Genomic DNA, 13,662 nt, shown 5'->3' on the forward strand with positions numbered 1-13,662 from the left:
ATACACCTGTACCCATGCCGAACACAGAAGTTAAGCCCTAGAACGCCGGAAGTAGTTGGGGGTTGCCCCCTGTGAGATATGGAAGTCGCTTAGCTCTAGGGAGTTTAGCTCAGCTGGGAGAGCATCTGCCTTACAAGCAGAGGGTCAGCGGTTCGATCCCGTTAACTCCCATTTAAGCGGGTGTAGTTTAGTGGTAAAACTACAGCCTTCCAAGCTGTTGTCGCGAGTTCGATTCTCGTCACCCGCTTTGAACTTTGTTCAATTACCAAGTTTTTTAACTTGGGCGCGTAGCTCAGGTGGTTAGAGCGCACGCCTGATAAGCGTGAGGTCGGTGGTTCGAGTCCACTCGTGCCCATAAAGTTTGGTCCGTTGGTCAAGGGGTTAAGACACCGCCTTTTCACGGCGGTAACACGGGTTCGAATCCCGTACGGACTATTTTGGAGGATTACCCAAGTCCGGCTGAAGGGAACGGTCTTGAAAACCGTCAGGCGTGTAAAAGCGTGCGTGGGTTCGAATCCCACATCCTCCTTTTCTATTAACGCGGGATGGAGCAGCTCGGTAGCTCGTCGGGCTCATAACCCGAAGGTCGTAGGTTCAAATCCTGCTCCCGCAATAAGGCTCGGTAGCTCAGTTGGTAGAGCAATGGATTGAAGCTCCATGTGTCGGCGGTTCGATTCCGTCTCGCGCCATTTATATATTTTGGAAGGGTAGCGAAGAGGCTAAACGCGGCGGACTGTAAATCCGCTCCTTCGGGTTCGGGGGTTCGAATCCCTCCCCTTCCATTTTACGGGCATAGTTTAAAGGTAGAACTAAGGTCTCCAAAACCTTCAGTGTGGGTTCAATTCCTACTGCCCGTGTTAATAGAATTATGGCGGGTGTGGTGAAGTGGTTAACACACCAGATTGTGGCTCTGGCATGCGTGGGTTCGATCCCCATCACTCGCCTATTTTATATTATTGGGGTATAGCCAAGCGGTAAGGCAAGGGACTTTGACTCCCTCATGCGTTGGTTCGAATCCAGCTACCCCAGTTACTATTTGCCGGCGTGGCGGAATTGGCAGACGCGCTGGACTCAAAATCCAGTGTCCGCAAGGACGTGCCGGTTCGACCCCGGCCGCCGGTATAGTATTAAAGACAAGGTTTTCGGACCTTGTCTTTTTTTCTTTGTTGTGTGTCGAGTTACCAATTTTTTCCATTTTAAAATAAATCATCAAGTTTATTAGCCAATGTTTTCTGTTTGCTAGGGTACAAATGAGAATAAGTATCAATTGTTGTTGTAATGGATGCGTGTCCTAATCTTTCTTTGACAACAAGATAATCTTCTCCTTGATTTATAAGTAATGATGCATGAGAGTGTCTCAAATCATGAATTCTTATTTTCTTTAAATCTTTATCCCTTTCTAGTATTTGCTTAAACTTCTTATCAATCATATTTTTTGTAATTGTTATTGGCGTACTCTGTATTATTTGTAGTTCTTCAGTATTTTTCGTAAATTCCTCAAGTTTTTCTTTTTGTTTTACTTTCCAATCTATTAGCATTTCTGCTAATTTCTGATTTATTGTTATATTTCTAGTTCCTGATCGTGTTTTTGTTGTATTAATGTAGCTTGTATTATTGACAAAGTATACCGTTTTGGTAACGTATATTGTATTTGTTAAAAGATCTATATCATTCCAGTTCAATGCGAGGATTTCTCCCATTCTCATCCCAGTAAAGAAAGCAATCACGAAAAACAGGTCATAGCTTATTTCATCATCTTGAATAAGTTCTCTAAATCTCGTGAATTCTTCTATACTCCAAAATTTGATATTAGGCTTCCTAATTGGTAATTTTCTCAGATTCTCAACAGGATTTTTATCAATGAGGGATTTTCTTATACCAGTATCAAAAATTTTTTTAAGTAGAATTAGAATTTTATTAATTGTATTGTAACTTAATGTTTCATTTTCATTTTGTTTTTTAGGTTTTGTTTTTAGGTATTCACGAAATTCGAATATATGGTCATACGTTAATTTATTTAAATTTGTATCTTTAAAATAAGGCTTAATATGACGCTCATAATTGTTTCTTTGTGTACTTGTATAGCTTATTTTTCTGCCATTTTTCAGATCATCTTCTTCAAGTAAGTCGAATAACATATCTGTTGTCACTACAAAGTCAAATTGTTTTTCTTTCAATTCTACAATTCGAATATGTTGTTCTAGCTCTAGGGCTTCCTTTTTAGATTTTAATCCTTTCCGAATGATACGTATTCTTTTTTGTGTGACTGGGTGGAATCCATTAGAAACATCAACGGTCCATTTACCACTTTTAGTTTTACGAATAGTCATTCATTATGCTTCTTTCTGGAGTTCAATTCCTAATAGTTCTTCAGCGACACTGGCTGGAATTGTACCAATACGTTTGTTATCATAGATGTTAAAACCACGATTCACTAATAGTAATTTGCCGGTATGGATAATCTTTCTTGCAGTTCCTGGAGCAAATCCAAGTTCGATAAGGTCATCTTTTGTTACAGTTTTAATCATGTGATCTCCTTTTCTAATTAGATTAACTAAGGGGAGGATTAACTCCCCTTGTATTTTACTTATTTTTGTTTTACATCTACTAAATGGATAGCATCAGCCTTGTAATACATTGTCGTGCTAATCATAGTAGCTTGTAAATTGTCAAATGTAACTGGTACTTCATCCATTGCTTGGATATAGTCATTATCAACCAAGGCATCTGGATTGTCTACTGAGACTTGGGTTGATTTCTTTTTGAATTGTCCATCCTTGATTGTTACATTGTATTTCCAACCAATGATTTTATCGGTATTAAAACGTCTTTCGCTACCATCTCGGTTTTTGATAATTTCTCCGTTTGCATCTGCTCGGACTTCCGTTTCAAATTTTGGAATGACTTCATCCAATTCAAATTTTGTTCCAATGTTATTAAAATTCCAGTCATTTTGTGAAAGCATTTTTGCCATAGTTAATTTCTCCTTTTAATATTTTCTTTGATTGTAGGGATCAAATCCTCTCGTTTAAAGAGTATTGCTCTTTCTATTAATCCACTTGCTAAATCTGGTGGATATTCCATATTGTTGAGTGCGAGATAGTTAGCTTTCTCATACTCATGCAGTAAGTTATTGTCGTATAGAAATTTATACGCTTTTAGAATAGCTCCTGAACCTTTATAGGTAAACCATTCTAATTTTTGTTCTAGTTCTGTTTTTGATTTTGAAATAATGATAGAGACGGGTTTTGAATGGCCTAAAAACTTTTCCCAAGATCTCAAAGGTTTTGAGAAATAGCTATCACTATAGAACCTCACTTTTTCTTTGAGATATCCCTTGGTAAAGTTGAGAAGATCTATTTCTGAATGCAACCATTCTTGAATGAAGTAGTGAGCTTTTTCTTTCCTAAGTTCTAACTCAGTTCTTATCCAATTTTCTATATACCGCTTGCTGATACCGAGCTTCTCAGCTCGTTCTAAGCGTTTATCGTAAATTCTAAGTCTTTCGTCATCATTGGGTTTTCTCAAATATAAGGTCTGGCCGATTGTTTCATCTCCGTAGGTATTGTAGTAGGTGCTTTTTCCATATATAAAGCGTTTCTTCTGACAAATCTTTAGAAGCTGATTAGGAGTGAAATAGGGTGTTTCATTAAAATCATCTATTGCAATATCAATTCGTCTTACTGAAAAATGATTGTAATTGTAGTAGAGGTTGTTCAAAAACTGTCTTTCGGACAGACTATTTGGATCTAATACCATATCTCTATAGAACTCGAGTGCCTGTCCTGACATGACAAGCATGTAGGACGACTCTTTCGCTCCATAGTAGATACGGATATTCCCATAATGAAGCTGGCTATCATAGTTATAGTATTTAAGGCTCCCTTTATTCTCAATAAATAGGTCATAGTCAAGAAATAGAATGTCTTCGATTATTTCTCTTGGCGAAAATTCAGTCTTATCAAACTGAATTTGAATCCAGTCAAATACAGAACGTAAATGTTCATTTTTTGCCATAGATTTTGATTCAACTTTTTGCTTAATTTTGCCACCCTTAAAATCTCCGAAACCCTTGGAAATACTGAATTCTTTCGATGGTACACCTAACTTGCAGAGGGTGGTGTTACTACACACCCTATCGGTCAAAAATGGTCCGTCCGCATCTACGCTCATTTTCGGCTTTCTGCCTCATGGCTCAGCCGAAAACTCGCTATTAGCCGAACCTATTTTTTGACCTCTTGTTAACAAACCCTAGTAAGCCGGTTTGCATCGACTCTTCAATATCTTGGATTTTCTTTTTTAGGTTGGAATTCTCAATTTTTATCAGTCGCATTTCTCGCTTAAATTCCTGTTTTAAGGCGCTCAGTTCATCGTAGAGCTCATCTATTACTTGGTTTAGGGATTCATGTTCATTGTCTGCTAGACTCCCAAATACGGCTTGTATAGCCTCTTTTAGACCTATTTCAAGTTTTAGTTTAGCTAACTTTTGAAATTGTCTAAGGTCTTCGTCTGTAAAATCATAGGCAACTGTATAACTTAATTGATGAGTTCTGGGATTTCTACTGATAGGAACTTTAATTTTCTTAAATTCCTTGCCACTTATCTCTTTAATCAGTTGAATCCAATTTTTAAGAGTAGAGGTAGAGTTTAGGCCAGAAATTTGATTGACTAACTCTTTATTGGTCATCTTTTTGTGAAACCTCCGAAATTTTCTTGTGCAACTGAAGAGTTTTCTGTGGTATAATTGTTACATAATATGTTTTGATCTTGGAACGAACGGCACATTTGTTTCAAGATTTTTTATTTTGTCGAATCCTACCTCCTTTATTAAAATTTTTTAAATCGACTACTAGTTACATACGCTTTTACCTCCTTTTATGCTATAATATTCTCAATGGAATATTCAATCTCAAAATAAATATTCCTTATGGAATAATTCTATTTTATACCGTTTAGAATATTTTGTCAAGCTAAAATATACGAATAAGAATATCTATAGGAGAATTATGTATACAGAGGATTATAAATTTTCAGAGAGGTTAAAAACTCTCAGAAAATCAAAAAAGTTAACTCAAGTACAAATATCGGAATTAATTGGAGTTCAACAAGGGACATATTCTCGGTGGGAGAATGGAACGTTAGAACCAGGATTAGAATTCGTTGTGAAATTAGCAAATATCTTTGGGACTACTACAGATTATTTGCTGGGACAAAAACCTTATTCAATTATCAGTAGTTTACCTCTAGAACAATTAGATCTTACCAATATTGCAAACTTTTCAAAGGATGAGTTTGATATTTTGAAACATTCAATAGCAGTTTCGGTGGCAAGAAATAAAATAAAGGCAACAGAACTAAAAGATAGAGTTATAGAAAAAAATCAGTTGTCAGAAAAAGATGCAGAACTTTTGAATAAGATTTTTGAAGAAGTTAAAACTTATTGGGAAAATTAGGAGGACGCTAGTCTTCAAAATTCCCTCCCAAAATGTGTCCAAAATATTGACAGAATTCTAGCTTTTCATTATAGTTCTTATGGAACTTTTTTTCTACAACAAAATAGGCTCCATAATATCCATAGGGGATTTACCCACTACAAATAGTATAGAGCCGGTTTGGCTCTTTGTCAACTGTAGTGGGTTGAAGAAAAGCTAAGATCGAGAAAGGACACATTTCGTCCTTTCTTTTTTGATATTGAGAGCGATAAAAATCCGTTTTTTGAAGTTTTCAAAGTTCCGAAAACCAAAGGCATTTCGCTTGATAAGTTTGATGAGATTATTGGTCGCTTCCAATTTGGCGTTGGAATAGGGTAGTTGAAGGGCGTTGACAATCTTTTCTTTATCCTTGAGGAAGGTTTTAAAGACAGTCTGAAAAAGAGGATGAACCTGCTTTAGATTGTCCTCAATAAGTCCGAAGAATTTGACAGGTTCCTTGTTCTGAAAGTGAAAAAGCAAGAGTTGATAGAGATTGTAGTGGTGTTTCAAGTCTTCTGAATAGCTCAAAAGCTTGTCTAGAATTTCTTTATTTGTTAAGTGCATGCGAAAAGTAGGGCGATAAAAACGTTTATCACTGAGTTTACGACTATCCTGCTGTATGAGCTTCCAGTAGCGCTTGATGGCTTTGTATTCATGAGATTTTCGCTCAAATTGATTCATGATTTGGACACGGACACGACTCATAGCACGGCTGAGATGTTGGACAATGTGAAAGCGGTCGAGAACGATTTTAGCACATGGGAAAAGCTGTTTAGCTAAGGCATAGTAGGGACTAAACATATCCATCGTAATGATTTTCACCTGACAACGAACAGCTCGCTCGTAGCGCAGAAAGTGATTTCGTATGATAGCCTGTGTTCTGCCTTCAAGAACAGTGATGATGTTAAGATTATCAAAATCTTGTGCAATGAAACTCATCTTTCCCTTGGTAAAGGCATACTCGTCCCAAGACATAATCTCTGGAAGACGAGAAAAATCATGCTTAAAACGGAAGTCATTAAGCTTGCGAATGACAGTTGAAGTTGAAATAGCCAGTTGATGAGCGATATCGGTCATAGAAGTTTTTTCAATCAATTTTTGCGCAATTTTTTGGTTGATAATACGAGGAATTTGGTGATTTTTCTCGACGAGAGAGGTCTGTGAGACCATCATTTTAGAGCAATGATAGCACTTGAAACGACGCTTTTTAAGGAGGATTCTGGTAGGCATACCAGTTGTTTCAAGGTAAGGAATTTTCGATGGTTTTTGGAAGTCATATTTCTTCATTTGACTTCCACATTCAGGACAAGATGGGGCCTCATAATCCAGTTTAGCGATGATTTCCTTGTGGGTATCTCTATTAACAACATCCATAATTTGGACATTAGGGTCTTTGATATCGAGCAGTTTTATGATAAAATGTAATGGTTCCATATGAATCTTTCTAATGAGTTGTTTCGTCGCTTTTCATTATAGGTCATATGGGACTTTTTTTCTACACAAAAATAGGCTCCATAATATTTATAGGAGATTTACCCACTACAAATATTATAGAGCCTGTAAATCTTCGTTCCTTTTTTATATTATTTTTGGTATAATAATAGTTATTCAAATTTTATTTAGATTATGAAAGTGTAGGGAAGTATGTCTCGTTCTATCGATTTATTAAAACATCGGTATTTGAAAAATATTAAAGAAAATCCTGAATTGTTTGTCGGGATTGAGCTGGAATATCCTGTTGTAAACTTGGAAGGGGATGCTACAGATGTTGAAGTTATCAAGTACTTATTCCGATATTTAGTTTCTGCTTTGGATTTTACTGTCGAAAAGGTTGATGATTTTGGGACTCCTATTCAGTTAGTGGAGCCAGCAAGTCAGGATGTTATTTTATTTGAAGTTTCCTATACTACGATTGAGTTTGCATTTGGTAAGGCTGAAACAATTCAAGAGGTCGAAAATCGTTTTAATAATTATATGGATGTAATTCAGAGAAAATTAGGCGAATCCAATCATGCTATCGTTGGCTGCGGTATTCATCCCAACTGGAATAAAAATGAGAATACTCCAGTTGCTTATCCACGTTATCAGATGTTAGTGGACTATTTGAATTTGAGTAGAAATATGGCTGAATCAGACTTGCATCATTTCCCTGAATATGGTGCTTTTATCTGTGGGAGTCAGGTTCAGTTGGATGTTTCAAAGTCTAACTACTTACGAGTGATTAATGCTTTTACCCAAATTGAAGGGGCTAAGGCTTATTTACTTGCCAATTCTGAGTTTTCAGGTGAGAATTGGGATACGAAAATTTCAAGGGATATTTTCTGGGAAGAATCGATGCATGGTATATATCCAGAGAATGTTGGTGTCAATGCTAGGCTCTTTAAAGATGAGGATGATTTTTTTGATTATCTAGATCATTCTGCAATTTTTACTGCGGAACGCGATGGGCAAACCTATTATTTTTATCCGATTCAGGCAAGGGACTATTTGGCTACAACTGAAATCCAAGCATATGCTCTTAATGGGGATGAGATTCTTATTTACCCTCAAGAGAAGGATTTTGAAACTCATCGTAGTTATCAGTACCAAGACTTAACGACTCGGGGTACAGTTGAGTTTCGTAGTGTGTGTACTCAACCTCTAGAGAGAACCTTCGCTTCTGCAGCTTTTCACTTAGGATTGTTGGTTAATTTAGATAAGTTAGAAGCTTACTTAGAAACAGCGACTTTCTTTAAAGAATTTGGGCGAAATTACAAGTTTTTAAGACGACAATTTTCTAAGAAAAAGCTTACAAATGAGGAAGAAACTGCGATTATTGAATTTTCCAAACACATACTCCTGCTAGCTTGCGAAGGACTGGAGATGAGAAATAAGCAAGAAACAAGCTATTTACAGCCTTTGAAAGAAGAATTGGGCCTATAATTTCTCTTATAAAAGGAGAATTTTCTGAAAAATCATGATATAATGGATGAGACTATAGATAAAGGATAGAGAGTAATGACATTAGTTTATCAATCAACGCGTGATGCCAACAATACAGTAACTGCTAGCCAAGCTATTTTGCAAGGTTTGGCGACGGATGGTGGTTTGTTTGCACCGCTTACTTATCCAAAGGTAGATTTGGACTTTGACAAATTGAAAGATGCTTCTTACCAGGAAGTTGCTAAGTTAGTTTTGTCAGCATTTTTAGATGACTTTACAGCTGAGGAGTTGGACTACTGTATCAACAATGCCTACGATAGCAAGTTTGATATTCCAGCTATAGCGCCTTTGGTGAAATTAGACGGCCAATACAATTTGGAACTGTTCCATGGTTCAACAATTGCTTTTAAGGATATGGCCTTGTCTATTTTGCCATACTTTATGACAACAGCTGCTAAGAAGCATGGTTTGGAGAACAAGATTGTCATCTTAACAGCGACATCTGGTGATACTGGGAAAGCTGCTATGGCAGGGTTTGCGGATGTGCCTGGAACTGAGATTATCGTCTTTTATCCAAAGGATGGTGTCAGCAAGGTTCAAGAGTTGCAAATGACTACTCAGACTGGTGATAATACTCATGTTATCGCTATTGATGGTAACTTTGATGATGCTCAAACAAATGTGAAGCATATGTTTAACGATGTAGCCCTTCGTGAAAAGTTGGCTACCAATAAACTGCAATTTTCATCTGCCAACTCTATGAATATCGGTCGTTTGGTGCCACAGATTGTTTATTATGTTTATGCCTATGCTCAGTTGGTTAAGACTGGTGAGATTGTGGCTGGTGATAAGGTCAACTTCACAGTACCAACAGGAAATTTTGGAAATATCTTGGCTGCCTTTTATGCTAAGCAAATTGGTCTACCAGTTGGCAAATTAATCTGTGCTTCAAATGACAACAATGTTTTGACAGACTTTTTCAAGACACGTGTTTACGACAAGAAACGTGAGTTTAAAGTGACTACTAGTCCATCTATGGATATTTTGGTATCTTCAAACTTGGAGCGTTTGATTTTCCATCTTTTAGGTAATGATGCGGTTAAAACAGCTGAACTTATGAATGCCTTGAACAAGCAAGGACAATATGAGTTGACAGACTTTGATGCAGAGATTTTGGACCTCTTTGCAGCTGAATATGCGACTGAGGAAGAAACGGCAGCAGAAATCAAGCGTGTTTATGAGGCAGATTCTTATATCGAGGATCCACATACGGCGGTTGCCTCGGCAGTTTATAAGAAATACCAAGCGGCTACTGGCGATGTGACTAAGACAGTGATTGCTTCAACAGCGAGTCCATACAAGTTCCCAGTGGTTGCAGTAGAAGCTGTAACTGGAAAATCAGGGCTTGGCGACTTTGAAGCCTTGGCTCAATTACATGATATTTCAGGAGTGGCAGTGCCGCCAGCAGTTGATGGGCTTGAAACAGCTCCTGTTCGTCATAAGACAACTGTTGCAGCAACAGACATGCAAGTAGCGGTTGAGGCTTATCTAGGACTTTAAGATAGAGGGAGTAAACTCGGTTGGGAAACCAACTGAGTTTCTTTTCATCAGGAGGAAGGATTGTTTAAGAAAAATAAAGATATTCTTAATATTGCCTTGCCAGCTATGGGCGAAAACTTTTTGCAGATGCTCATGGGGATGGTGGATAGTTACTTGGTAGCCCACTTGGGCTTGATAGCTATTTCGGGTGTATCAGTAGCTGGCAATATTATCACGATTTACCAGGCGATTTTCATCGCTCTGGGAGCTGCTATTTCCAGTGTTATTTCAAAAAGTTTGGGGCAGAAGGATCAGTCTAAGCTAGCCTATCATGTGACTGAGGCGTTAAAAATTACTTTACTATTAAGTTTCATTTTAGGAGCTTTGTCTATCTTCGCTGGGCAAGAGATGATTGGACTCTTGGGAACGGAGAGAGATGTAGCTGAGAGTGGCGGACTCTATCTATCCTTGGTAGGCGGATCGATTGTTCTTTTGGGGTTCATGACGAGTCTGGGTGCTTTGATTCGTGCAACGCATAATCCACGTTTGCCTCTCTATGTGAGTCTTTTATCCAATGCCTTGAATATTCTTTTTTCAAGTCTAGCTATTTTTATTCTGGATATGGGGATAGCTGGTGTTGCTTGGGGGACAATTCTGTCTCGTTTGGTAGGTCTTGTGATTTTATGGTCGCAATTAAAGTTGCCTTTTGAGAAACCGACTTTTGGTTTAGATAAGAAACTATTGACCTTAGCTTTGCCAGCAGCTGGAGAGCGGCTTATGATGCGGGCTGGTGATGTCGTGATCATTGCCTTGGTTGTGTCTTTTGGAACGGAGGCAGTTGCTGGGAATGCAGTCGGAGAAGTCTTGACCCAGTTTAACTATATGCCTGCCTTTGGCGTCGCTACGGCAACGGTCATGCTGGTGGCCCGAGCAGTTGGAGAGGATAATTGGGAAAGAGTAGCTAATTTGAGCAAGCAAACCTTTTGGCTTTCTCTGGTCCTCATGTTCCCCTTGACCTTCAGTATCTATGCTTTGGGTATACCACTCACTCATCTCTATACGACTGATTCTTTAGCGGTGGAGGCTAGTGTTTTAGTGACACTTTTTTCACTACTTGGTACTCCTATGACGATAGGAACAGTCATCTATACAGCAGTCTGGCAGGGTTTGGGCAATGCTCGGCTTCCCTTTTATGCGACAAGTATAGGAATGTGGTGTATCCGCATTGGAACAGGATATCTGATGGGGATTGTGCTTGGTTGGGGCTTGCCCGGTATTTGGGCCGGAACCCTTTTGGATAATGGTTTTCGTTGGTTATTTCTACGTTACCGTTACCAGCGTTATATGAGCTTGAAAGGATAGGAAATGCAAAAAACAGCTTTTATTTGGGATTTAGACGGGACTTTATTGGACTCTTACGAAGCAATTTTGTCAGGGATTGAGGAGACTTTTGGTCAGTTTGCTATTCCTTATGATAAGGAGAAGGTGAGAGAGTTTATTCTCAAGTATTCTGTTCAAGATTTATTTGTGCAGGTGGCAGAAGAGAGAAAGCTGGATGTGGAAATGCTAAATCAGGTGCGTGCCCAGAGTTTGGCTGAGAAGAATGCTCAGGTAGTTTTGATGCCAGGTGCGCGTGATGTGCTAGCTTGGGCAGAGGAATCAGGAATTCAGCAGTTTGTTTACACTCATAAGGGAGACAATGCTCGTACCATTCTCAGAGACTTGGGTTTGGAATCTTATTTTACAGAGATTTTAACCAGTCAGAGTGGTTTTGTGCGGAAGCCAAGTCCAGAAGCGGCTAACTATCTGTTAGGCAAGTATCAGTTGGATTCTGAGAAGACCTATTATATAGGGGATCGGACTCTGGATGTGGAATTTGCCCAGAATAGTGGGATTCAAAGTATCAACTTTTTAGAGTCGACTTATGAAGGAAATCATAGGATTCAAGGGTTAGCAGATATTCCTTATATTTTTGGGGATTGGGAACGATAAGATTGTGTCAGTTTTGTGACAGAGACCTAACAAACTATTTCAAGTAACCAAGTTTGTTACAAGGAATAGACAGTTCTGTTAAATAGGCCCGAGAGGGCTTTTTTTCTGCATTTTTTGTGTTATGATAGACAGGTACTCATTTGAAAGGAATAGGAAAGAATGAAGAAAAGAATATTATTAGCTTCAACAGTAGCCTTGTCATTTGCCCCAGTATTGGCAACTCAAGCAGAAGAAGTTCTTTGGACTGCACGTAGTGTTGAGCAAATCCAAAACGATTTGACTAAAACGGACAACAAAACAAGTTATACCGTTCAGTATGGTGATACCTTGAGCACCATTGCAGAAGCCTTGGGTGTAGATGTCACAGTTCTTGCGAATTTGAATAAAATCACTAATATGGACTTGATTTTCCCAGAAACTGTTTTGACAACGACCGTCAATGAAGCAGAAGAAGTAACAGAAGTTGAAATCCAAACACCTCAAGCGGCTTCTAGTGAAGAGGTGACAACTGCGACAGCAGATTTGACAACCAATCAAGTGACCGTAGATGATCAAACTGTTCAGGTTGCAGACCTTTCTCAACCGATTGCAGAAGCGCCAAAAGCGGTAGAAACTACAAGTACAAAAGAAGTAGCAACAAATTCAGAAGTTGCAGAGACAGTTGCTACTGTAGAAGAAGTAGCACCATCTACAAATACTTCAACGTCAGAGGAGCAAACAGCCGAGACAAGCAATGCAGTTGCAGAGGCAACTCCTCAGGCAACAATTCCAGCTGAGAAAGAGGAAACACAAGCCAGCCCTCAAGCTGTTTCAACAGTGGAAGAAACTACAACTCCAACAGAAGAAACAGCAATCGAAACAACTGCAACAAGTTCAGAAGAATTAAAAGAAGCCTCATCAAATGAAGCTACAACAGCAGTTTCTACTTATCAACCAGAAGAGAAGAAAACAGTTTCAACAACTTACGCAGCTCCAGCAGCGCCCGATTATGCTGGACTTGCGGTAGCGAAATCTGAAAATGCAGGCCTTCAACCACAAACAGCGGCCTTTAAAGAAGAAATTGCTAACTTGTTTGGCATCACATCCTTTAGTGGTTACCGTCCAGGAGACAGTGGAGATCACGGAAAAGGTTTGGCTATCGACTTTATGGTACCAGAAAGCTCAGAATTAGGGGATAAGATTGCGGAATACGCTATTCAAAACATGGCCAGCCGTGGAATTAGTTACATTATTTGGAAACAACGTTTCTATGCTCCATTCGATAGCAAATATGGGCCAGCTAATACTTGGAACCCAATGCCAGACCGTGGTAGCGTGACAGAAAATCACTATGATCACGTTCACGTTTCAATGAATGGATAAACCAGACTTGGTAATATTATTTTTACGAATGAGATCTAGCTTTCATGATAGGAAGCGAGTCTCGTTCGTTTTTTCTTTGTCATACTCTTCGAAAATTAAATGCAAACCACGTTAGTTTTATCTGCAACCTCAAAGCTGTGCTTTGAGCAACCTGCGGCTAGCTTCCTAGTTTGCTCTTTGATTTTCATTGAGTATCAATATGAATGGAAAATGGAAGTTACCATTTTGTAATGCTTTAAGCAATATTCTTACAATCTATTTTACTTTGTATTATACTTGATTAGTCAACTATTGATAAATCAATAGAAAAGAGGAAGAAATGCTAGAGATTCAAGATTTACTGTAGCAACTCCGCTTGTCTGAGCAAGCGAGCACG

12 protein-coding genes, 12 tRNA genes and 1 rRNA gene are annotated in these 13,662 nt (G+C 38.6%); 19 read left to right on the forward strand and 6 right to left on the reverse strand.

Features of this window, described 5'->3' with window-relative positions; translation table 11 throughout:
- The 13 genes from rrf to B7700_RS00705 form a co-directional block, all read left to right on the forward strand.
- A 5S ribosomal RNA gene (rrf, locus tag B7700_RS00645) occupies positions 1-94 on the forward strand; the annotation flags it as partial.
- A 4-nt stretch (positions 95-98) separates the two neighbouring features.
- A tRNA-Val gene (locus B7700_RS00650) sits at positions 99-171 on the forward strand.
- Positions 172-176: 5 nt separating this feature from the next.
- Positions 177-247, forward strand: a tRNA-Gly gene (locus B7700_RS00655).
- 34 nt (positions 248-281) lie between these two features.
- Positions 282-355, forward strand: a tRNA-Ile gene (locus B7700_RS00660).
- A gap of 8 nt (positions 356-363) precedes the next feature.
- Positions 364-435, forward strand: a tRNA-Glu gene (locus tag B7700_RS00665).
- Positions 436-439: 4 nt separating this feature from the next.
- Positions 440-529, forward strand: a tRNA-Ser gene (locus B7700_RS00670).
- A gap of 10 nt (positions 530-539) precedes the next feature.
- A tRNA-Met gene (locus B7700_RS00675) sits at positions 540-613 on the forward strand.
- Between the two features lie 3 nt (positions 614-616).
- A tRNA-Phe gene (locus tag B7700_RS00680) sits at positions 617-689 on the forward strand.
- A 12-nt stretch (positions 690-701) separates the two neighbouring features.
- Positions 702-782, forward strand: a tRNA-Tyr gene (locus B7700_RS00685).
- A gap of 4 nt (positions 783-786) precedes the next feature.
- A tRNA-Trp gene (locus B7700_RS00690) sits at positions 787-857 on the forward strand.
- Positions 858-871: 14 nt separating this feature from the next.
- Positions 872-944 (forward strand) — tRNA-His (locus B7700_RS00695).
- A 13-nt stretch (positions 945-957) separates the two neighbouring features.
- A tRNA-Gln gene (locus B7700_RS00700) sits at positions 958-1,029 on the forward strand.
- A gap of 9 nt (positions 1,030-1,038) precedes the next feature.
- Positions 1,039-1,122, forward strand: a tRNA-Leu gene (locus B7700_RS00705).
- Between the two features lie 74 nt (positions 1,123-1,196).
- Here the strand turns inward: B7700_RS00705 and B7700_RS00710 are convergent.
- Genes B7700_RS00710 through B7700_RS00730 form a run of 5 tightly spaced genes read right to left on the reverse strand, consistent with a single transcriptional unit; the run spans position 1,197 to position 4,687 of the window.
- On the reverse strand, positions 1,197-2,330 hold the full coding sequence (locus B7700_RS00710; protein ID WP_049510267.1) for a tyrosine-type recombinase/integrase: 1,134 nt from the start codon (positions 2,328-2,330) through the stop codon (positions 1,197-1,199).
- Between the two features lie 3 nt (positions 2,331-2,333).
- Positions 2,334-2,528 (reverse strand): DUF3173 domain-containing protein, encoded by a 195-nt coding sequence (locus B7700_RS00715; protein WP_000598356.1) that lies wholly within the window; start codon positions 2,526-2,528, stop codon positions 2,334-2,336.
- A 59-nt stretch (positions 2,529-2,587) separates the two neighbouring features.
- Positions 2,588-2,974, reverse strand: a complete 387-nt coding sequence (locus tag B7700_RS00720) for a hypothetical protein (protein ID WP_001096843.1) — start codon at positions 2,972-2,974, stop codon at positions 2,588-2,590.
- Between the two features lie 2 nt (positions 2,975-2,976).
- Entirely contained in the window at positions 2,977-4,173 is a 1,197-nt protein-coding gene (locus tag B7700_RS00725) for a replication initiation factor domain-containing protein (protein ID WP_045616578.1), read from the reverse strand.
- A 40-nt stretch (positions 4,174-4,213) separates the two neighbouring features.
- On the reverse strand, positions 4,214-4,687 hold the full coding sequence (locus tag B7700_RS00730) for a hypothetical protein (protein WP_000182279.1): 474 nt from the start codon (positions 4,685-4,687) through the stop codon (positions 4,214-4,216).
- A gap of 319 nt (positions 4,688-5,006) precedes the next feature.
- Here B7700_RS00730 and B7700_RS00735 point away from each other — a divergent pair, with 319 nt between their 5' ends.
- Positions 5,007-5,453, forward strand: a complete 447-nt coding sequence (locus B7700_RS00735) for a helix-turn-helix transcriptional regulator (protein ID WP_000287814.1) — start codon at positions 5,007-5,009, stop codon at positions 5,451-5,453.
- Between the two features lie 195 nt (positions 5,454-5,648).
- Here B7700_RS00735 and B7700_RS00740 read toward each other — a convergent pair whose 3' ends face one another.
- A complete protein-coding gene (locus B7700_RS00740) occupies positions 5,649-6,905 on the reverse strand; it encodes an ISL3 family transposase (protein ID WP_049501810.1) in 1,257 nt (418 codons plus the stop codon).
- A 210-nt stretch (positions 6,906-7,115) separates the two neighbouring features.
- Here B7700_RS00740 and B7700_RS00745 point away from each other — a divergent pair, with 210 nt between their 5' ends.
- From B7700_RS00745 to B7700_RS00765, 5 genes are all read left to right on the forward strand, one after another.
- A complete protein-coding gene (locus B7700_RS00745; RefSeq protein WP_020903672.1) occupies positions 7,116-8,393 on the forward strand; it encodes a glutamate-cysteine ligase family protein in 1,278 nt (425 codons plus the stop codon).
- Positions 8,394-8,468: 75 nt separating this feature from the next.
- Positions 8,469-9,953 (forward strand): threonine synthase, encoded by a 1,485-nt coding sequence (thrC, locus tag B7700_RS00750; RefSeq protein WP_084886463.1) that lies wholly within the window; start codon positions 8,469-8,471, stop codon positions 9,951-9,953.
- 60 nt (positions 9,954-10,013) lie between these two features.
- Positions 10,014-11,294, forward strand: coding sequence for an MATE family efflux transporter (locus B7700_RS00755; protein ID WP_000473986.1), 1,281 nt, complete (start codon positions 10,014-10,016; stop codon positions 11,292-11,294).
- 3 nt (positions 11,295-11,297) lie between these two features.
- The gene (locus tag B7700_RS00760; protein WP_078238601.1) at positions 11,298-11,924 is read left to right on the forward strand and encodes an HAD family hydrolase; all 627 of its coding nucleotides are present in this window, start codon (positions 11,298-11,300) and stop codon (positions 11,922-11,924) included.
- A gap of 159 nt (positions 11,925-12,083) precedes the next feature.
- A complete protein-coding gene (locus B7700_RS00765; protein ID WP_084886466.1) occupies positions 12,084-13,286 on the forward strand; it encodes a LysM peptidoglycan-binding domain-containing protein in 1,203 nt (400 codons plus the stop codon).
- Positions 13,287-13,662: the final 376 nt, after the last annotated feature.

The sequence above is a fragment of the Streptococcus mitis genome (genome assembly GCF_002096755.1).
Classification (GTDB): Bacteria; Bacillota; Bacilli; order Lactobacillales; family Streptococcaceae; genus Streptococcus; species Streptococcus mitis_AC.